The organism is Peptoniphilus ovalis (genome assembly GCF_018919265.1).
Taxonomy (GTDB): domain Bacteria; phylum Bacillota; class Clostridia; order Tissierellales; family Peptoniphilaceae; genus Peptoniphilus_A; species Peptoniphilus_A ovalis.
Map to the genome: position 1 here is coordinate 1 of NZ_JAHLQO010000003.1, position 18,954 is coordinate 18,954.

Genomic DNA, 18,954 nt, shown 5'->3' on the forward strand with positions numbered 1-18,954 from the left:
ATACCTCTATCTTATTTCTATCATTTAGGGTAAGATGTTTATAACTCATATTAACCTCCGTGTGTGTTTTTGTCGTTATTAACATTTTACACGAAGTTAGTATGAGTTTTTATTTATTTTAGGTGTCGAACTTAATTTTACAACTTATCTTATAAATTAATATTCTATTTTCTCAATTTTCACTTCAATTTATTTTCAAATTGTCTAAATCTTTGGTATAATTTAAATAGTTTAATAAAGGAGAGTTTGTCTTGAATATAAAAAACGATGATTTAGTCGTTCGCATGGTAAATATTACCAAAAAATTTGGGGATTTTACTGCAAACGATATGATAAACCTCGATATTAGAAGAGGTGAAATTCACTCGCTTTTGGGAGAAAATGGAGCTGGTAAGACTACTCTTATGAATATGCTTTACGGTATGTTTTCTCCAACTTCGGGTGAAATTTATATAAATAATAAAAAAGTTGAGTTCAAGGATCCTAACGATGCCATTAAAGAAGGTCTTGGAATGGTCCATCAACATTTTATGCTTATTGAGCCCTTTACAGTTGTTGAAAATATTATTCTTGGAATGGAGCCAATGAATGGCATTAGAGTTGATAAAGATAAGGCTAGAAAGGAAATTGTTGAACTATCTGAAAGATACGGATTTAAAATTGATCCTGATGCTAAGATAGAAGATATTACTGTTGGTACTCAACAAAAAGTCGAAATTTTAAAAGTGCTTTACAGAGGTGCTGATATTTTAATTTTTGACGAGCCTACGGCTGTTCTTACTCCTCAAGAAATTACTGAGTTAATGGAAATTATTAAAAATCTTTCTAATGAGGGAAAGTCTATAATCATTATTACTCACAAGCTTAAAGAGATTAAACAAGTTGCTGACAGATGTACTATTATAAGACGTGGCAAAAAGATTGAAACTGTAAATGTAGCTGATGTTTCTGAATCTGAACTTGCTGATATGATGGTTGGTCGTTCTGTGCATCTTGATGTTAATAAAAGTGATGCTAATCCAGGTGATATCGCATTAGATATTAAAAACTTAACTGTTCTTGATTCTAGAAATGTTAAGAAACTTGACGATTTAAATTTAAATGTACGCTTTGGTGAAATTCACGGAATAGCTGGAGTTGATGGAAATGGTCAGTCTGAATTAATTGAAACCCTTACTGGTCTTAAAAATGCAGAAAGTGGTTCTGTAATTTTTAAAGGAGAAGAAATTTTAAACAAAAGTCCAAGAGATATTATAGAAGCTGGACTTAATTCTATTCCAGAAGACAGACAGATTAGAGGACTTGTATTAGATTTTACTGTTGCTGAAAATTTGATTTTAAAAGATTATTACACAGATAAATATTCTAAAAAAGGAATTTTAGATTTTAATAATATAGATAATCATGCTAAGGATTTAATTGAATCCTATGATATTAGACCAAGAGATATCTATCACAGAGCTGGTGAATTATCTGGTGGTAATCAACAAAAAGTAATTCTTGCAAGAGAAATTTCAAATGACCCTGATTTATTAATTGCTGCTCAACCTACAAGAGGACTTGATGTTGGTGCAATTGAATATATTAGAAACTTCTTAATTGGTCAAAGAGATAGGGGAAAGGCAGTGCTATTAATTTCTTTTGAACTTGATGAAATTCTTGCTCTTTCTGATAAAATCTCGGTTATTTATAATGGAAAGATTTTAAAAACTTTTGATGCAAAAGAAACTAATGAAAGTGAAATTGGACTTTATATGGCGGGAGGTAAAAATGAAGAGAAATAGATTTATATACACACTTCTTGCAATAGTACTTGGTATGCTTATTGGTTCAATTATTTTATTGATAAGCGGTACTAATCCAATTGAAGCCTATAAAGTTATTTTCGTTGGAGCTTTTGGTAAGCCTAAATATATTTCATGGACTATTGTAAAAGCTGTTCCATTAATTTTAACAGGTCTTTCTGTAGCTTTTGCTTTTAATACTGGACTATTTAACATAGGAGCTGAAGGACAATATATTGTTGGTTCAGTTGGAGCTCTTTTAGTAGGTCTTTTAGTTGATTTACCTCCAGTTATTCATGGTATTGTAGCTCTTGCTGCAGGAATGTTTTTTGGATATTTATGGGGAGCATTTGTTGGACTTTTAAAGGCAAAATTTGATGTAAATGAAGTTATTTCTTCAATAATGATGAACTGGATAGGTTTTTACTTTAGTAACTTCTTATTGAGCTTTCCAATTATTAGAAATATTGAATCAGATAACTCTTATCCAATTAAATCCAGTGCAGATATTAGAATTCTTGGACAATGGAAGACAAGTGAAGCTGGAAAAGAATTTTTAATGAACAATAGATTTCTTAGAGATATTTTAAATCCTCCAGTTAACTGGGGTATTATAATTGCAATAATTGCAGCAATCATTATTTGGTATATATTAAAAAAGACAACTCTTGGATACGAACTTAGATCTGTTGGATTTAATCCTAAAGCTGCGGAATACGGCGGAATTAGCATTAATAAATCTATAATGGCATCTATGGGAATTGCGGGTGCTTTATCAGGTCTTGCAGGTGCCATTACTGTACTTGGAGTTTCAGGTAATATTGGTATGATGGCTGCTCAAGAGGGATATGGATTTGACGGAATGGCAGTAGCTCTTATTGCTGGAAACAATCCCATTGGAACTATTCCAGCTGCTATTCTATATGCCGGCTTATCATATGGCGGTGGAAAACTTACTACTATTGGAACTTATTCTGAAGTAGTTGATATAATCGTAGGTATTATGATTTTATTTATAGCAATTCCTAAACTTTTAGACATTATAAGATTCTTTTTTGCTAAATGGTTTAAAAAAGATGAAAAAGATGTAGAAGGAGGTCAATATGAATAATTTAGTCTTAAACATAGCTAGTATTCTTTCTATAACATTTTTATATTCAGCACCTCTTATCTATACAGCACTTGGAGGAGTCGTTTCAGAAAACTCAGGTGTAGTTAATATTGGGCTTGAAGGTATGATGTCAGTGGGAGCTGTAGTAGGTTCAATTGTAGGGTTTTATCTTGGAAATCCGTGGATAGCTTTTATTTGTGGAGGCCTTGGCGGAATGGCAATGGCTCTTCTTCATGCAATAGCAACGATAAACTTTGCTGCTGATCACGTTGTAAGTGGTATCGCAATTAACTTAATTGGACCAGGACTTTCACTTTTTCTTTGTAGACTCTTCTTTGATGGAGCTGCAATGAGTAAATCTATACCATATGAAAGTAAGTTGCCAATTTTATTTCAATCATTTTTTAATAAATTTGAAGGAAATAGTCAAATTATGAAGTTTTTGGATATAGTTTTCTCTCAATATGCATCTGTTTATATTGCATTTATATTAGTTGCCATAGTATATTTTATACTTTATAAAACTAGACTTGGACTTAGAATCAGATCTGTTGGAGAATATCCAAAGGCGGCTGAAACTCTTGGAGTAGATGCTTACAAAATTAAATATATATGTGTTCTTTCAGCAGGATTTTTAGCAGGACTTGGCGGAGCTTCAATGTCACTTGCAGTTGTTTCTAACTTTAGAGAAACACTTATATCAGGTCAAGGATTTATTGCGCTAGCTGCAGTAATCTTTGGTGGATGGAGACCACAAGGAGCAATGCTTGCTTGTCTACTATTTGGTTTTGCACAAGGCTTATCAGTTTTCTTAGGTTCAATAGGAATTGAAATTGATACAAATTTACTTTCTATGATACCTTATGTTATAACTCTTGTAGTTCTAATAGCATTTGTTAAGGGAAGAAAAGCTCCTTCTGCAAATGGTATTCCATATGAAAGAAATAAATAATTTTTTAACTACAGTTTAAGACTGTAGTTTTTTTATTTAACAAAAAATTTCATTGAATAAGAGTTAATACTTTATACTTTTTCATTATTAATTTAATATAAGTTAGATTATTAATATATTTTCGATTTTTTAGTAATGGTATTTTTCTTTACAATTAATGTACTTTAAGTTTAAATAATGTTATAATTATAACAAAAGGTAAATTTAAAGGCTTAATAGCCTAATAAGGGGTGAAGTTTTATGAGTTCAAGAAATCTCACTTTTTCCGTAGGTGGAGTTCATATGGACGAACACAAAACTTTAACAGAAAAGATCGCAATTGAAAGGATGCCAAGTCCTAAGATTTGCTACATACCTATGTCACAACATATTGGTGCACCTTGCTCACCAGTTGTTAAAAAGGGTGATACTGTTAAAGTTGGACAAATTGTGGGGGATTCTAGCGCTTATATTTCAGCTGCAGTACATTCATCTGTTTCTGGCGTAGTTATAGATATTAAAAAGATGTATACAGCTGATGGTAGGTATTGTGATTGCGTTGTAATTGAAAACGATGGCAAAGACGAGTATATTGCTGAAACAACAGATTTTAAAGACTACAAAGATCATCCAATCGATGATTTAATTCCTTTTATTAAAGAAAAGGGAATAGTAGGTATGGGCGGAGCAGGTTTTCCACTTCATGCTAAATTAAAATCTGAAGATCCAGTTTTAGATGAATGCATCATAAATGGTGCTGAATGTGAGCCATTTTTAACTTGCGATCACAGAATTATGTTAGAAAAAACAGAAGAAATTTTAGAGGGTTTAAATATCTTTTCATATTTTTATAATCAGGATTCTTCTTACATGGCAATTGAAGAAAATAAACCTGATGCAATAGCAAAAATGGAAGAGGTTATTAATAATCATCCAAATTGGAACCATCTAAAAGTAGTTGGTTGTCAAACTAAATATCCTCAAGGTGATTCTAAAAGATTGTCTGAGGCTGTAGTTGGCAGAATTGTTCCTCAAAATGGTGTTACAAATGATGTAGGAGTTTTCCTAACTAATGTTGGTACAACTCTTGCTTTTTATGAAGCTGTAATAGAAGGTAAGCCTTCATATGAAAGAGTTATTACAGTAAGTGGTTCTGGAATTAATGAACCTAAAAATATTCTTGTAAAAGTAGGTACTCCTGTAGGAGATATTTTGGATTTTTGTGGTGGTGTAAAAGAAAACTTTGTTGAAATAGTATGCGGTGGACCAATGACTGGTAAATCAGTATTTAGTTTAGATGCACCTATTACTAAAACTACTTCTGGAATACTTGTGTTTACAGAAGAAGAAGTAAAGCCAATTACTGAAACACCTTGCATTAGATGTTCAAGATGTGTAGATCATTGTCCAGCAAATATCAATCCAACAGATATTAACCATGCAATTTTAAAAGGCGATGTAGATTTATGTATAGATCTTCACGCTGACCAATGCATGGAATGTGGTATCTGCTCATTTGTGTGTCCAGCTAAAAGACATCTTAGCGCTTCAGTTAAATTAGCTAAGAGAGAAATTAGAGCTAATGCTAAGAAATAGGAGGGATCAATTTGGAAAATACTAATATAAAAAAAGATCCAGTCACTGCAAATGAAGCAAAATTTGTATCTTTAGCTCCACATATTAGAGCAAATGATACAGTATCAAAAATAATGCTAGATGTAATAATTGCACTAGTACCTGCAATGATTGCAGCAGTTTATTTCTTTGGAATTAGATCTATTGCTCTTATTGCTGTATGTGTTGGTTCATGTGTATTTACAGAACTTATAACACAAAAGGCACTTAAAAAGCCTGTGCAAATTAATGATTTATCTGCAGTTGTAACTGGTATACTTATTGCACTTAATATGCCACAGTCATTTCCACTTTGGATGGCAGCTTTTGGCTCTGTATTTGCAATATTAATTGTTAAAGAATGTTTTGGTGGTATAGGATTTAACTTTATGAATCCAGCACTTGCAGCAAGACTTGTTTTAATGGCTTCTTGGCCTAAAGAAATCACTGATTACATTTCTCCTGAAATGCTAAAATCAGGTATTGATATTACTACTTCTGCAAGTCAAGCAGTTGATGCAATTTCATCGGCTACTCCACTTCAAATTATTGCTACTGGAGATTTTGCTAATCTTCCAGCTTTATCAGATATGTTTATAGGAAATATTGGTGGTGTTATTGGAGAAACTTCAGCAGCAGCACTTTTAATCGGATTTATATATTTAGTTGTAAGAAAAGTTATTTCATGGGAAATTCCAGTAATATATGTAGCAGTAACTGCTATTTCACTTATTATTTTTGGAATACCAGTAAATATAGTTCCATATGAATTATTAGCAGGAGGACTTTTACTTGGTGCTATTTTTATGGCAACTGATTATACAACTAATCCAATAAATAGAAAGGGAAGAATTATTTTTGCCATTGGATGTGGATTTTTAACAGCACTTATAAGAACTAAGGCATCTCTTCCTGAAGGTGTATCATATGCAATTTGTTTAATGAATATTGCTACACCTATTATTGACAAACTTACAATTGGTAGTGCATATGGGGAGGCGAAAAAATGAAAGAACCTATTAAATTCGGACTTATTCTTTTAATTTTCTGTGCTTTTTCCGCTGGACTACTTGCAGCTGTAAATAGCTTTACTGAACCAGTAATTGCTGAAGCTGAATTAAAAAGTACACTTGCTTCTTATGAAGTAATTTTTGGAGAAAAGGCAGATAATTTTGAAGAATACGACAAAGAAAAATTATCAAATATTAAAGAAAAATATCCAAATATAGATAATATATTCGTTGCTAAAAATGGTGACGAAGTTGTAGGTTATGGTATCAATGTTAATTCTAATGGATATGGTGGAGCTATGACTAATGCCATTGGTATTTTATTAGATGGAGATACTATAGCTGGATTTAGAAATATTTCAAATGGAGAAACTAAAGGATTCGGTTCTAGAATAACAGAAGAAGAGTACTTCAATTCTTATAATGGCAAATCTGCAGCTGGTCCACTTGAAATATCAAAAGATCCTCAAGCTGAAAATGAAATTATGTGGTTAACATCAGCTACAATTTCATCAAAGGCTGCTCAAGAAGGATCTAATGAAGCAGTAAAAGTTTATAATGAAGTTTTAAAAAATGAATAAGGGGGAAATTAATGAAATTATCTAAAGTATTTTTAAATGGTGCATTAAAGAACAACCCTGTATTCATGCAACTTATAGGGCTTTGTTCTGTACTTGCTATAACTTCAAGTTTAAGTAGTGCAATTGCTATGGGTATTGCAGTAACATTTGTACTTATAATGAGTAATGGTGTAGTTTCTGCTTTAAGAAATATAATACCAGATAAAATAAGAATTCCTTGTTTTATAGTTGTAATTGCAACTTTCGTAACATTAGTTCAAATGATTCTACAAGCTTATGTTCCTTCAATATATGCAGCACTTGGTATATTCTTACCACTTATAGTAGTAAACTGCTGTATTCTTGGAGAAGCAGAGGGATTTGCTTATAAAAATAAACTAATTCCTTCTATTATTGATGGTCTAGGAACAGGAGTTGGATATACTATGGCAGTATGTGCAATGGGATTTGTTCGTGAATTCTTTGGATATGGTACTCTTTTAGGAGTACAAATTTTACCAGAATCTTATCCTGGAATAGGAATATTTGGAGCGCCAGCAGGAGCTTTTATTCTTCTTGGATTCTTAATTGCAGGATTTAGACTAGTTTTAAATAGGAGGGCAGATTAATGTTAGAAAGTATTTTTATAATCTTAATTTCAACAATACTTGTAAATAACTATATTTTTGCTCAATTCCTTGGTATTTGTCCTTTCCTTGGCGTTTCTTCAAAAACAGAAACAGCAATAGGAATGGGGGTTGCAGTAACCTTTGTAGTAGTCCTTGCGTCTGCAATTACATGGCTAATCCAAACTTTTGTGTTGGATAAATTTGGACTTGGATATTTACAAACTATTGCATTTATTTTAGTAATAGCATCATTAGTACAATTTGTAGAGATGTTTATTAAAAAATCATCTCCTTCACTATATCAAGCAATGGGAGTTTATCTTCCACTTATAACTACTAACTGTGTAGTTCTTGGTGTAACTGTGCTTAATGTTCAAAATGGATATAATTTAATAGAAACAATATTTAGTGGTTTTGGAGCTTCAGTTGGTTTTACACTAGCTCTTGTTCTTATGGCAGCTCTAAGAGAAAAACTACTTCTTGCTGATGTACCTAAGCCACTTCAAGGAGTTCCAATAGCTCTAGTAAGTGCTGGACTTATGGCTATTGCATTCTCAGGTTTCGGCGGATTGGTATAGGAGGTAGTTATGGAAATTAGTACAGTACTTACCCCAATGTTGTTTTTGGGAGTTGCTGGAGCATTCTTTGGAGTTATACTTTCAATTGCATCAAAGGTATTTTACGTTAAGGTAGATCCTAAGGTAGCAGAAATAAGAGATGCTTTACCAGGTGCCAACTGTGGTGCTTGTGGATTCCCAGGCTGTGATGGTCTAGCTGAAGCTATAGCAAATGGTTCTGCACCTACTAATGCTTGTGCAATAGGTGGAGCAGAAGTAGCTGAAGAAGTCAGTGAAATAATGGGAGTCAATGCAGGAAATATAGAAAGAAATGTAGCATGTGTACTTTGTCAAGGTGATTGCGACAAAGCTAAAAATAAATATGATTACAATGATTTAGTTGACTGTAGACTTATTGCAGATTACCAACAAGGTGCTAAAGCTTGTAATTATGGATGCTGTGGCGGAGGAACTTGTGTAAGTGTATGCGAATTTGATGCATTACACATGGTTAATGGAATCGCAGTAGTGGATAAAGAAAAATGCGTTGCTTGTATGAAATGTATTAATATTTGTCCTAAGAAAATCATTAAACTTGTTCCTTATAAATCAAAAACTCAAGTTAAATGTATGTCTCTTGACCTCGGAAAAGTGGTTAGAAATAATTGTAAGACTGGATGTATATCTTGTGGAATTTGTGAAAAGAATTGTCCTAAAGATGCAATCCATGTTGAAAATAATCTTGCTTCAATTGATTACGATAAATGTATAAATTGTGGAATCTGTGTTTCAAAATGTCCTACAGGAGCAATATTCTGTGAATATCCTGAAAGAGTTGAAAAGATGAAGCAAAAGGAAAAAGAAAAGAAAGAAAAAGAAAAACAAAAGAAATTAGAAGAAGCTAGACTTAAAAAAGAACAAGAAAAAGTTAATGCTTAACTTAATTTAAATAATAAAGACTGTATCAATTGCGATACAGTCTTTTTTTATTTATCTTTTATATATACAGTTCTCGAGTTTTCATCCCATCTAACATCTTTCTCAAATATTTCAGAAATATCTCTTATGGGAACCATTGTCCTATCTTTATAAATTATAGGAGGCGTATCTATTTTTATTTCATCATATTCATCTATGCCAACAATATTTTTTCCAATCCAAAGAAAAACTCCTCCACCAGAATTTTGAAATTCAGGTCGAAAGATTGCAATTCTTCTTTCTTCTTCATTCCAGTTAATATTTAGACCTAAATTTTCTGCTATAAATCCAGAACTCTATCATTTCTTATAATTGGAGCTGTATCTGTTTTAATTGCTTTTCCATTTATGTTAATGATTATGTCTCTTTGTGCAAATAAATTTTGTGACAAGCTAAGTAAAAAAATTATAGTTATAAGTAATAATTTTAAATTTCGTTTCATAAAATCACCTCTTGGATTCTATATACTCATTTAATTTTATTTAAAACATAAAAAATAATTGAATATAAAATTATTATTGACAAGAATAATATTATTGAATGATATATAATATCAATTGATATAAAATATCAAAAAATAAATAAGGAGGTTGTAATTTGAAATTATACAAGAAATTATTATCCTATATACCAGAAAGAAAAGTACATGCTATATTGGCTGTAGCTTTTACTGCAATAGGTAATATATTATTATTTTACGCATACTATCTTATATGGACTTTAGTAAGAGATGTATTTATGGGAGAAAGTTTGACTGATTCAAAGAAGACATCAATATTGATTTTATCTCTATTTATTTTGCAAGGAATTATTTATATTTTTGGATTATGGATGAGTCATCTCACAGGATTTAGACTTGAAACTAGACTTCGTGAAAAAGGAATAAAACATTTAATTAATGCATCAAATACTTTTTTTGACACACATGACTCTGGAGAAGTTAGAAAAATAATAGACAATAATGTTGAACAAACTCACATGATTGTCGCTCATTTAATACCTGATCAAACTACAGCAATATTAATACCAATACTTATGCTTTTATTAGTATTTAAATTAAATATTTATCTTGGAATATTTTTCGTTCTTATAATGATTATTTCGCTAATTATAATGAAGGCTATGATGGGCGATGTAAGTTTTATGGGTGAGTACATGAAAAAAGGCGACGAATTAAATGCAGGAGCAGTTGAATATGTACGTGGAATGCCAGTTGTAAAAATATTTAATGCACCACTTATTGGATTTAAAAAGCTTTACGACAATATTATCTCATATAGAGATTTAGTTTATAAATATTCAATGTCATGTAGAATTCCCTATGTTAGTTTTCAATGGATATTAAATATTTTTATAATCATGCCAGTTTTCCTCGCAATATTTATGGTAAGTAGAGGCGAAGATGCTGCACTTTGGTCAGCTAAAATATTATTTTTCACACTTTTTATGGGAATATACTTCTCAAATCTAATGAAGGTTATGTATGTTGGAATGTATACATATCAAGCAAACTCTGCAGTAGATAATCTTGAAAATTTATTTAAAGAAATGAATGAGAAAAAAATTGCATTCGGAAATATTTCTGAGATGAAAAATTCAAATATTGAATTTAAAAATGTTGACTTTTCATATGACGGAGAAAATAAAATAATTAATAATTTATCTTTGAAATTTAATGAAAATAAAGTCTATGCACTTGTTGGTTCATCAGGTTCTGGAAAGTCCACAATAGCAAAACTTATCTCAGGACTTTATCCAGTAGATTCAGGCCAGATTAAAATAGGAGATGTAAATATTTACGATTATGACAAAGAATATTTAATGAAGAATATTGGAATAGTTTTTCAAAATCCTAAATTATTTAAAGATTTATCAATTTTTGAAAATATAAAACTAGCAAACAAAGATGCAAGTGATGAAGAAGTAATAAAATCACTTAAAGTTGCTAGATGTGATGAGTTTATAAATAAATTTAAGAATGGATATAATGCTGTAATAGGAGAAGATGGAATTAATCTTTCAGGTGGGGAAATTCAAAGGATTTCTATTGCAAGAATTTTCTTAAAAAATCCTAAGATTATAATACTTGATGAAGCATCGGCAGCAGCTGACCCAGAAAATGAATATGAACTTCAAATTGCATTTAAAGAATTAATTAAAAATAGAACAGTTATAATGATTGCTCACAGACTTTCTTCAATAAGAGGAGTAGATGAAATACTTGTTGTTGAAAATGGAAAAATCATAGAAAGAGGAAGTCACAATGAACTTATGGACAGAGATTCTAGATATAAAGAATTTGTAAATCTTTATGAGTCAGCAAATGAATGGAGGGTTAAGTGATGAAAGAATATTTAAAAAATAGATTTGCCTTAACTGATAAAGGTGCAAGAGGATTAATTATTGCATCAAAATATTCTACTTTAAAATCTTTGTCTTTTATGCTTCCAATAATGCTTTTAATGTATGTACTTCAAGGACTTTTAGGGCTTGGAAGTTTTGATATAAAAATTGCGATTTTATTATTTATAGTTATTGGATTATTTATGTTTTACATTTTAAATAGAGATTATATGACTACTTACGATGAAACCTATAAGGAATCTGCAAATCTAAGAATTGAAATTTCAAATATTGTAAAAGATTTACCACTTTCATTTTATTCAAGGACAGATTTAACTAATCTTTCTCAAACAATAATGAAAGATGTGGAAACAATTGAGCATGCACTTAGCCATGCACTTCCAGGTTTCTATGGATTTATTATAAGCTTTATTATAATTTCTATTATGCTTTTAATTGGAAATATAAAACTAGGACTTTCAGTTATTATTCCAATTCTTTCATCAATGATTTTAAGTTTTATATCTAAAGACATACAAAGTAAATCTGCAAAAGTTTATTATAAAGAACAGAGAAAATCTTCTAAGATGTTTCAAGAATTAATTGATTTGTCAACTGAGATTAAATCATATAATTTGTCTAATGAAAAGATGGAAGAATCTATAAAATTTGTAAGAAAATTAGAAAAATTTCACATTTCTTCTGAACTTGGACAAGTAATTCCAATTACATTTTCTGGAGTTGTGTCAAATTTATCACTGGGTTTAGTAATGTTTGTAGGCTTAAATGAACTGATTAGGGGAAATATAAATGTATTATATTTTGCAGGTTATTTATTTGCAGCTGCAAGATTAATAGATGGCACAACAGCTTTTAGTGGATACTATGGAGAAATGATGTTTATAGATTCTCCAATAAAAAATATAAACGCTCTTAGAAATGAAGTAGTGGTAAAAGGAAAAGAGGCCAACTTAAAAAACTTTGATATTGTGGGCGAAAATGTTGATTTTTCATATATAGAAGGCAAAAAAGTTGTAGATAATATTTCCTTTGAGTCCTTACAAGGAAGAACCACTGCACTTGTTGGTCCATCAGGTTGTGGAAAGACTACAGTATTAAGAATTGTTTCAAGATTATATGATTATGATGATGGACAGATTTTAATTGACGATAAAGAAATAAATAAAGTAGCAGCTAAAAATTTATTTAAGCATATATCCATGGTTTTCCAAGATGTAATTTTATTTAATGGAAGTGTAATAGATAATATTAGAATTGGAAATATGTATGCAAGTGATGAAGAAGTGCTTCATGCTGCAAAGCTTGCAAATTGCGATGAATTTGTAAATAAACTCCCTAATGGATATGACACAAATATTGGAGAAAATGGTTCAAAATTATCTGGTGGAGAAAGACAAAGAATTTCTATTGCAAGAGCATTCTTAAAAAATGCTGAAATAATATTACTTGATGAAATTGCAGCATCACTTGATGTTGAAAATGAAAAATATATTCAAGAATCCTTAAATAAACTAACAAAAGATAAAACAGTTATGATAATTTCTCATAGAATGAAATCAATTCAAAATGTAGATCAAATTATAGTAATGAATGATGGCAAGATTGAAGACATTGGAACACATGAAGAACTTTTAAATAGAAGTAAAACTTATAAGAAGATGATTGATTCTTCAATAGCATCAGAAGAATTTATATATTGAGGTTTTTTGAATATGAAGGGTCTTAATACTTGGGGATTTAAAGCTTACCCAACAGAAAATAAAAATATAATAGAATACGTAGGAATAGATGCTCCAAAAAACAGAATGAAATCTTACTTAATTTTACCGGGAATTTATGTAATGTTTATAACTTTAGGGCAAAAATATGTAGCTCATGACTCTGATTATAATGGAAGATTTGGTTACAGAATTGCATATTGCTACGAGGGAAATTATTACACTCATATAAATGATACTAAAGTTTTAATAACTAGAGAGATTTTTGTAGGTAAATCCATTCCAAAATCTTTAGAATCTTATTCGACAAATGACAGGACAACTGCCTTTAATATAGTTATTGCACCTAAGGAATTAGATAAGACTTTGGATTATTACAAAATAATTGATAAGTTTATAAAAATATCTCGCAGCATAAAAGATATTGGAATTATATTAAACAACAAAGAATTATTATTTGTTGCAAATCAATTAATAGATAATTTGAAGAAAGAAGATTTGTTTCTAATAACTCTTAAAACATTAGAGTTAATATATATAATAACCAAAGAAAATATAAATGAAATTAGAAAAAAATATTATCAAGAAAATAATACCGAGGACATGATAGAAATAGAAAGATTTATTTCAAATAATTTAGATTTAGATATTAACTTAGATTTAATTTGCAAAAAGTTTAAAATTTCAAAATCTTATTTAAATAATAATTTCATGAGAAAATTTCAGTACACACCGATTAAATATTTAAATAATATAAGAATGATAAAGGCAGAAAATTATCTAATAAATACAAATATGGAAATAACGGATATTGCTGAAAAAATAGGATTTAAAAATCCATCTAATTTTTCAAGATCTTTTAAAAAGTTTACAGGCATAAGCCCAAGTAAATATAGGAAAAATAATAAGGACTAGAATTTACTAGTCCTTTAATTTATAGTGAGATTTCTCCAATATAGTAATGCTTTCCAGCATCTTTTAAATCAATTGTCCATTTCTTTTCTGTGCCAATTGATTTAAGCATTTCTTCGATATAGAAAAGAATAACGCCCATATCTACGAAAGATCTATTGTCATCTTCTGATTTAACCATATAAGCATCAATCTTAGAGCCATTTAATACAAATCTCCAAGGTTGTAAGTTCATATGACTTGGTGCATATCTTGCAGAAGAGAATACATCAAAGATTCCATAGTTTTCTAATGTTTCCATGGAAATTGGATTTCCTAATGTGTCTTGGAACACAATTTCATCAACTGGAAGTCTTGAACTGGAAACTTCAGGATCAAAGAATTTTTTCTTTTGTCCATAACCAAGAGCGATTAAAAAATCAATTCCAACTCCATTTTCACCAAAGATAGATTTTTTAGTATCATGATCAACTTGATCTACAGTTATCCAACAAGTATCTAAATTTAAATCAACAATCTTTGTGTTTAGTTTTTCAAGTAAATATCCACCAGTTAAAATATTTAGTGGAGAATTGTCTTTTATATCAAGGGAAATATAATGTGGAGCTTCAATCATTACGCCAGAGTAACCAGCTTTTCCTTTAAGTCCTTCATACACAATTTTTCCATTTTCATAAAGAGATAAACCTACACCGTCTTCGCTATCTATTTCTTGAATAAGTAATTTTATATTTTCTAAAACATCTCTTGGAACGTTGTCATTTTTGAAATCCCTCACTGATTTTCTCTTTTGTAAGAAATTTGTCATTAACATAATAATACCCCCTAATTTGCTTATAATTAAATTATATCATAATAAGAGATTTAAAAAAATAATTTTGCCAATTGCTATTATGAAATAGTTTTTATAATTTTTTATAAACCTCTTTTGTAAAATCTTCATTAATTAATCCATTTTTAAGATTATATAAGTTTGTAGCATATATTTCTTTATCTAGTATTTTTTTAAAATTTTTATCAGCTTTGTCATAAAATCTTTTAAAAGAATAAATAATATTTTTGTTTTTAGAATTTTTAAGAATCTCCAATCCATTTTCATCGAGACCTAGAACTCTAATATATGGATAGTTAAAAGAATTTAAAATTAAATCCTTTTTAATGTCTAAAAGTATTTGCATACATAATCTTTTAATTCTGGACTTACTATGTCTTTTTGAATGAACTTTCTCAATAAATTGAGAAAAAGTATTTGCATGAAGATTATCTTTCATTCTATTTTCAAGTCCTACTTCGTAATCAAAATAATCTTCATAATTAATATCTCCTGAAATTAATTTATATCTGAAAATATCATAATAATTTTCTAAATTATTTTGAGGTACTAAATCATAATTTGGAATAAATTTAGAAATATCCTCTTCATCAAATGCTTTATTTCTTATAAATGAAGCAGAAGCAATATTATCAATTGAATGTAAATCATTATGATCGACATTTTTTCTTTTTAATGATAGGGGAGTAATAGACGAATTTAAATCTATAAGTGCTTTTATATACTCTATTCCCAAAATATTATTAGGTTTACTTAAAATATATTTTTCTCTCTCACTAAGAAAGTCCATTGATAGTTCTCTTGCTTTTATGTATGAATTCCCAGTATCTAAAAACTTTTTTATTTTATTTTCATCAAGATTACTTTCAATTTTAGAAATAATATTTTCTAACAATTCTGAGTCATCTTCTGCTCCAAAATAAAGCCTGTCAATAACTCCCATGGAATTTAAAATATTAACAGTGCCCTTAGAGAAAATTTCAGCATTTGAAGTTGAATATATAAGAGGATTTTCTATTACAAGGCTTGCTCCATTATCAACAGCAATTTTTGCTCTTTCAAATTTGTTAATAATTGCTGGTTCTCCTCTTTGCACAAAATTTGAAGACATAATTACTACAATATTATCTGTAAAAATTTCTCGAATTTTATTTAATTGATATAAATGCCCATTGTGAAATGGGTTATATTCAGCAATTACTGATGCAATTTTCATTTTTAAAAACTCCAATTATTGACTAAATTTACCATTTGTTATAATATTAATTATAGTTATTATACAACAAAAAATATTTATTTAAAAATTTGAGGAGGAAAATATGAATGTATTAGTAATTAATTGCGGATCATCTTCGTTAAAATATCAATTAATTGATATGAGTAATGAAGAAGTAAAAGCAAAGGGATTAGTAGAGAGAATTGGAATTGAAGGATCTAGAATTAAACACGAAACAATAGGAAAAGAAAAAGAAACTATTGAAACACCAATGAAGGATCACAAAATAGCACTTGAATTAGTTATGGATTCTCTTACAAATGAAGATTATGGTGCTATAAAATCACTTGATGAAATTAGTGCTGTAGGTCACAGAGTAGTTCACGGTGGTGAAGATTTTGCACAATCCGTAATTATTGACGATAAGGTTCTAAAGGCTATTGAAGATAATGTAGAAATAGCTCCTCTTCACAATCCACCAAATATTATGGGAATTAAGGCTTGTCAAAAATTACTTCCAAATGTAAAACAAGTTGCAGTATTTGATACAGCTTTCCATCAAACAATGCCAGCAGAAAGCTACATTTATGCACTTCCATATGAATATTATGAAAAATATAGAATAAGAAGATATGGTTTCCACGGAACAAGCCATAAATATATTACAAATAGAGCAGCAGAAATGCTTGGAAAAGATGTCAATGAAGTTAACTTAATCACTTGCCACCTTGGTAATGGATCAAGTATTTGTGCTGTTGAAAATGGTAAATCAATTGATACTTCAATGGGCTTTACTCCACTTGAAGGACTTGCAATGGGAACTAGATGTGGTGACTTAGACCCAGCAATCTTACCATTCCTAATGGAAAAAGAAAATCTTTCTCCAGATGAAATTAACAATGTTATTAATAAAAAATCAGGAGTTCTTCGCATTTCTGGAGTATCAAGTGATTTTAGAGATATTGAAGCTGCAAGAGATGAAGGAAACGAAAGAGCAGCACTAGCACTTAATATCTTTGAAAAGAGAGTTAGAGGATATATTGGAAACTACTTCACTGAACTTGATCATGTAGATGGAATTGTCTTTACAGCAGGTGTTGGTGAAAACTCAATAGAAATGAGAGAATCTATCTGTGCAGGACTAAAATCACTTGGAATTGAAATTGATAAAGAAAGAAACAATGTTAGAGGAGAAGATAAACTTATCTCTTCAGATAACTCAAAAGTTAAAGTTTTTGTAATTCCTACTAACGAAGAATTAATGATTGCAAGAGACACAAAAGAACTTGTTGAAGCTTAAAAAAATCATTTAAAGTGTTGACATTTGCACATCAAATGGTTATAATGATGTGTATGTAATTTTGAGGTGAGAATATGAAATTAGATTTAAGTAGTTTTTTATCATCAGAAGAACAAAGATTGGATTTTGATGGAAAGTTAAATGAAAATGACACGGATTTAAATCTAGATAATCTAAATCTCATCTATCCCATAGAATATAGCGGGTATGTGCATGATTTAACAGGTGAGTTAGTACTCTCTATAAATATTAGCTACAGCTTTAAAGCACATTGTGATAGATGTACTGCTGAATTCATAAATCATAGAGAAACTAATTACGAGGGATATAACTTTAAAGATCCAAGTTTTTATGATGAAAATTCAATTGATGAATACTTTGATATAAATGATGATTCAATCGATTTATCAAAAATTATTTTGTCACAAGTAATTACATCTATACCTGGGAAAAATTTATGTAGCGATGATTGTAAAGGACTTTGTCCTCATTGTGGCAAGAACCTAAATGAAGGAGCTTGCGACTGCGAAGTTTCAGAAGAAACTGAAGAGGAAAAAGTAGACCCAAGATTCGAAAAATTATTAGATTTATTTAAAGATGAGGAGGTGTGAAAATGGCCGTACCAAAGAGAAAAACTTCAAAACAAAGAAAAAACAAGAGAAGAGCATCTTCTTATAGATTAAATAAAGCAACAGTTGTAGAATGTCCTAACTGCCATGAAATGAAATTACCTCATAGAGTTTGTCCATCATGTGGACACTATGCAGGCAAAGAAGTTTTAGCAGAAGTTGAAGCAGAATAATTAAGTGAGGTTTAGACCTCACTTTTTTTATTAACTTTTAAATTTGTGTAAAATATTTTTATATGATATTATATTAATAATAATTAAGAGGAGGATTTTAAATGAAAAAAAGATTAATATTATTACTAAGCGTACTATTATTAGTGCCAAGTATTGTATTCGCAGCAAAGGATATCGTTATTGAAATCAATGGAAAAGCAATAAAAAGCGAACAACCAGCTATAATTGACAATGGAAGAACTTTAGTACCTATTAGATTTATTTCAAAAGCTTTAAACTACGAAGTAGAATGGGACGATGATGATAGAGAAGTAGAAATCGAAAACGATGATGCAAAAAAAGGTGAAGTAGAAAAAGTTACTTTAAAAATTGGAGAAAAAAGAGCAAAAATTGAAATTGAAGATGGAGAAGATAGATATATCGATCTTGAAGTTGCTCCAGCAATTAGAAACGATAGAACTTATGTACCTTTAAGATTTGTATCAGAAACATTTGGTCATAATGTAGACTGGAATAACGATACAAGAACAGTTATTATTAATACAGTTAAATAATTTAATTAAATTAAGGCTCTTAGTGAGCCTTTTTTAATTGTAAAATATTAAAGATTACAAAATTATTACAAAATTGTAAATT

General features: G+C 29.8%; 20 protein-coding genes. 16 read left to right on the forward strand and 4 right to left on the reverse strand.

What is annotated here, in order from left to right:
* The first annotated feature begins 284 nt into the window (after positions 1 to 284).
* From KQI68_RS03665 to KQI68_RS03705, 9 genes are all read left to right on the forward strand, one after another.
* Positions 285 to 1,784 carry an ABC transporter ATP-binding protein gene (locus tag KQI68_RS03665; RefSeq protein ID WP_216549168.1) on the forward strand — a complete coding sequence of 500 codons (1,500 nt, stop codon included), beginning with the start codon at positions 285 to 287 and terminating at the stop codon, positions 1,782 to 1,784.
* On the forward strand, positions 1,771 to 2,895 hold the full coding sequence (locus KQI68_RS03670; RefSeq protein WP_216548783.1) for an ABC transporter permease: 1,125 nt from the start codon (positions 1,771 to 1,773) through the stop codon (positions 2,893 to 2,895). Before KQI68_RS03665 ends, KQI68_RS03670 begins: the two co-directional genes overlap by 14 nt.
* Positions 2,888 to 3,847, forward strand: coding sequence for an ABC transporter permease (locus KQI68_RS03675; RefSeq protein ID WP_216548784.1), 960 nt, complete (start codon positions 2,888 to 2,890; stop codon positions 3,845 to 3,847). The genes KQI68_RS03670 and KQI68_RS03675 overlap by 8 nt, the downstream gene beginning before the upstream one ends.
* A 240-nt stretch (positions 3,848 to 4,087) precedes the next feature.
* A complete protein-coding gene (rsxC, locus tag KQI68_RS03680; RefSeq protein ID WP_216548785.1) occupies positions 4,088 to 5,422 on the forward strand; it encodes an electron transport complex subunit RsxC in 1,335 nt (444 codons plus the stop codon).
* Positions 5,423 to 5,433: 11 nt separating this feature from the next.
* Complete coding sequence (locus KQI68_RS03685; protein WP_216548786.1) at positions 5,434 to 6,450, forward strand: RnfABCDGE type electron transport complex subunit D; 1,017 nt, start codon at positions 5,434 to 5,436, stop codon at positions 6,448 to 6,450.
* A complete protein-coding gene (locus tag KQI68_RS03690) occupies positions 6,447 to 7,031 on the forward strand; it encodes an RnfABCDGE type electron transport complex subunit G (RefSeq protein WP_216548787.1) in 585 nt (194 codons plus the stop codon). Before KQI68_RS03685 ends, KQI68_RS03690 begins: the two co-directional genes overlap by 4 nt.
* Positions 7,032 to 7,042: 11 nt before the next feature.
* Entirely contained in the window at positions 7,043 to 7,639 is a 597-nt protein-coding gene (gene rsxE, locus KQI68_RS03695) for an electron transport complex subunit RsxE (RefSeq protein WP_216548788.1), read from the forward strand.
* On the forward strand, positions 7,639 to 8,217 hold the full coding sequence (gene rsxA, locus KQI68_RS03700; RefSeq protein WP_216548789.1) for an electron transport complex subunit RsxA: 579 nt from the start codon (positions 7,639 to 7,641) through the stop codon (positions 8,215 to 8,217). The genes rsxE and rsxA overlap by 1 nt, the downstream gene beginning before the upstream one ends.
* Positions 8,218 to 8,226: 9 nt before the next feature.
* Positions 8,227 to 9,135, forward strand: coding sequence for an RnfABCDGE type electron transport complex subunit B (locus KQI68_RS03705; RefSeq protein ID WP_216548790.1), 909 nt, complete (start codon positions 8,227 to 8,229; stop codon positions 9,133 to 9,135).
* Between the two features lie 47 nt (positions 9,136 to 9,182).
* On the opposite strand, the gene KQI68_RS10540 is transcribed toward KQI68_RS03705, so the two are convergent.
* Complete coding sequence (locus tag KQI68_RS10540; protein ID WP_216549169.1) at positions 9,183 to 9,458, reverse strand: copper amine oxidase N-terminal domain-containing protein; 276 nt, start codon at positions 9,456 to 9,458, stop codon at positions 9,183 to 9,185.
* Complete coding sequence (locus tag KQI68_RS03715) at positions 9,455 to 9,616, reverse strand: hypothetical protein (protein WP_216548791.1); 162 nt, start codon at positions 9,614 to 9,616, stop codon at positions 9,455 to 9,457. Before KQI68_RS03715 ends, KQI68_RS10540 begins: the two co-directional genes overlap by 4 nt.
* Before the next feature lie 155 nt (positions 9,617 to 9,771).
* Between KQI68_RS03715 and KQI68_RS03720 the strand changes: the two genes are divergently transcribed.
* Genes KQI68_RS03720 through KQI68_RS03730 form a run of 3 tightly spaced genes read left to right on the forward strand, consistent with a single transcriptional unit; the run spans position 9,772 to position 14,171 of the window.
* The gene (locus KQI68_RS03720) at positions 9,772 to 11,517 is read left to right on the forward strand and encodes an ABC transporter ATP-binding protein (RefSeq protein WP_216548792.1); all 1,746 of its coding nucleotides are present in this window, start codon (positions 9,772 to 9,774) and stop codon (positions 11,515 to 11,517) included.
* Positions 11,517 to 13,238: an ABC transporter ATP-binding protein gene (locus KQI68_RS03725; protein WP_216548793.1), complete on the forward strand. Its 1,722-nt coding sequence runs from the start codon at positions 11,517 to 11,519 to the stop codon at positions 13,236 to 13,238. Before KQI68_RS03720 ends, KQI68_RS03725 begins: the two co-directional genes overlap by 1 nt.
* A gap of 12 nt (positions 13,239 to 13,250) precedes the next feature.
* A complete protein-coding gene (locus KQI68_RS03730) occupies positions 13,251 to 14,171 on the forward strand; it encodes a helix-turn-helix domain-containing protein (protein ID WP_246541240.1) in 921 nt (306 codons plus the stop codon).
* 19 nt (positions 14,172 to 14,190) lie between these two features.
* Here KQI68_RS03730 and KQI68_RS03735 read toward each other — a convergent pair whose 3' ends face one another.
* Both KQI68_RS03735 and KQI68_RS03740 read right to left on the reverse strand, forming a co-directional pair.
* Positions 14,191 to 14,982 carry a nitroreductase family protein gene (locus tag KQI68_RS03735; RefSeq protein WP_216548795.1) on the reverse strand — a complete coding sequence of 264 codons (792 nt, stop codon included), beginning with the start codon at positions 14,980 to 14,982 and terminating at the stop codon, positions 14,191 to 14,193.
* 91 nt (positions 14,983 to 15,073) lie between these two features.
* Positions 15,074 to 16,216 carry a tRNA(Met) cytidine acetate ligase gene (locus KQI68_RS03740; RefSeq protein WP_216548796.1) on the reverse strand — a complete coding sequence of 381 codons (1,143 nt, stop codon included), beginning with the start codon at positions 16,214 to 16,216 and terminating at the stop codon, positions 15,074 to 15,076.
* Between the two features lie 103 nt (positions 16,217 to 16,319).
* Here KQI68_RS03740 and KQI68_RS03745 point away from each other — a divergent pair, with 103 nt between their 5' ends.
* The 4 genes from KQI68_RS03745 (at position 16,320) to KQI68_RS03760 (ending at position 18,872) form a co-directional block, all read left to right on the forward strand.
* Positions 16,320 to 17,516, forward strand: coding sequence for an acetate kinase (locus KQI68_RS03745; RefSeq protein ID WP_216548797.1), 1,197 nt, complete (start codon positions 16,320 to 16,322; stop codon positions 17,514 to 17,516).
* 74 nt (positions 17,517 to 17,590) lie between these two features.
* Positions 17,591 to 18,127 carry a YceD family protein gene (locus KQI68_RS03750; RefSeq protein ID WP_216548798.1) on the forward strand — a complete coding sequence of 179 codons (537 nt, stop codon included), beginning with the start codon at positions 17,591 to 17,593 and terminating at the stop codon, positions 18,125 to 18,127.
* A gap of 2 nt (positions 18,128 to 18,129) precedes the next feature.
* Positions 18,130 to 18,318: a 50S ribosomal protein L32 gene (gene rpmF / locus KQI68_RS03755; protein ID WP_216548799.1), complete on the forward strand. Its 189-nt coding sequence runs from the start codon at positions 18,130 to 18,132 to the stop codon at positions 18,316 to 18,318.
* 101 nt (positions 18,319 to 18,419) lie between these two features.
* Entirely contained in the window at positions 18,420 to 18,872 is a 453-nt protein-coding gene (locus KQI68_RS03760) for a copper amine oxidase N-terminal domain-containing protein (protein WP_216548800.1), read from the forward strand.
* Positions 18,873 to 18,954: the final 82 nt, after the last annotated feature.

Excerpts from the sequence above, each read along its gene's own strand:
- rsxE (WP_216548788.1), top strand. The coding sequence starts at position 7,043 with ATGAAATTATCTAAAGTATTTTTAAATGGTGCATTAAAGAACAACCCT.
- rsxC (WP_216548785.1), top strand. The coding sequence starts at position 4,088 with ATGAGTTCAAGAAATCTCACTTTTTCCGTAGGTGGAGTTCATATGGAC.
- KQI68_RS03715 (WP_216548791.1), bottom strand. The coding sequence starts at position 9,616 with ATGAAACGAAATTTAAAATTATTACTTATAACTATAATTTTTTTACTT.
- KQI68_RS03690 (WP_216548787.1), top strand. The coding sequence starts at position 6,447 with ATGAAAGAACCTATTAAATTCGGACTTATTCTTTTAATTTTCTGTGCT.
- KQI68_RS03750 (WP_216548798.1), top strand. The coding sequence starts at position 17,591 with ATGAAATTAGATTTAAGTAGTTTTTTATCATCAGAAGAACAAAGATTG.
- KQI68_RS03705 (WP_216548790.1), top strand. The coding sequence starts at position 8,227 with ATGGAAATTAGTACAGTACTTACCCCAATGTTGTTTTTGGGAGTTGCT.
- KQI68_RS03760 (WP_216548800.1), top strand. The coding sequence starts at position 18,420 with ATGAAAAAAAGATTAATATTATTACTAAGCGTACTATTATTAGTGCCA.
- rsxA (WP_216548789.1), top strand. The coding sequence starts at position 7,639 with ATGTTAGAAAGTATTTTTATAATCTTAATTTCAACAATACTTGTAAAT.
- rpmF (WP_216548799.1), top strand. The coding sequence starts at position 18,130 with ATGGCCGTACCAAAGAGAAAAACTTCAAAACAAAGAAAAAACAAGAGA.
- KQI68_RS03730 (WP_246541240.1), top strand. The coding sequence starts at position 13,251 with ATGAAGGGTCTTAATACTTGGGGATTTAAAGCTTACCCAACAGAAAAT.
- KQI68_RS03665 (WP_216549168.1), top strand. The coding sequence starts at position 285 with ATGGTAAATATTACCAAAAAATTTGGGGATTTTACTGCAAACGATATG.
- KQI68_RS03670 (WP_216548783.1), top strand. The coding sequence starts at position 1,771 with ATGAAGAGAAATAGATTTATATACACACTTCTTGCAATAGTACTTGGT.
- KQI68_RS03745 (WP_216548797.1), top strand. The coding sequence starts at position 16,320 with ATGAATGTATTAGTAATTAATTGCGGATCATCTTCGTTAAAATATCAA.
- KQI68_RS03725 (WP_216548793.1), top strand. The coding sequence starts at position 11,517 with ATGAAAGAATATTTAAAAAATAGATTTGCCTTAACTGATAAAGGTGCA.
- KQI68_RS03740 (WP_216548796.1), bottom strand. The coding sequence starts at position 16,216 with ATGAAAATTGCATCAGTAATTGCTGAATATAACCCATTTCACAATGGG.
- KQI68_RS03735 (WP_216548795.1), bottom strand. The coding sequence starts at position 14,982 with ATGTTAATGACAAATTTCTTACAAAAGAGAAAATCAGTGAGGGATTTC.
- KQI68_RS03675 (WP_216548784.1), top strand. The coding sequence starts at position 2,888 with ATGAATAATTTAGTCTTAAACATAGCTAGTATTCTTTCTATAACATTT.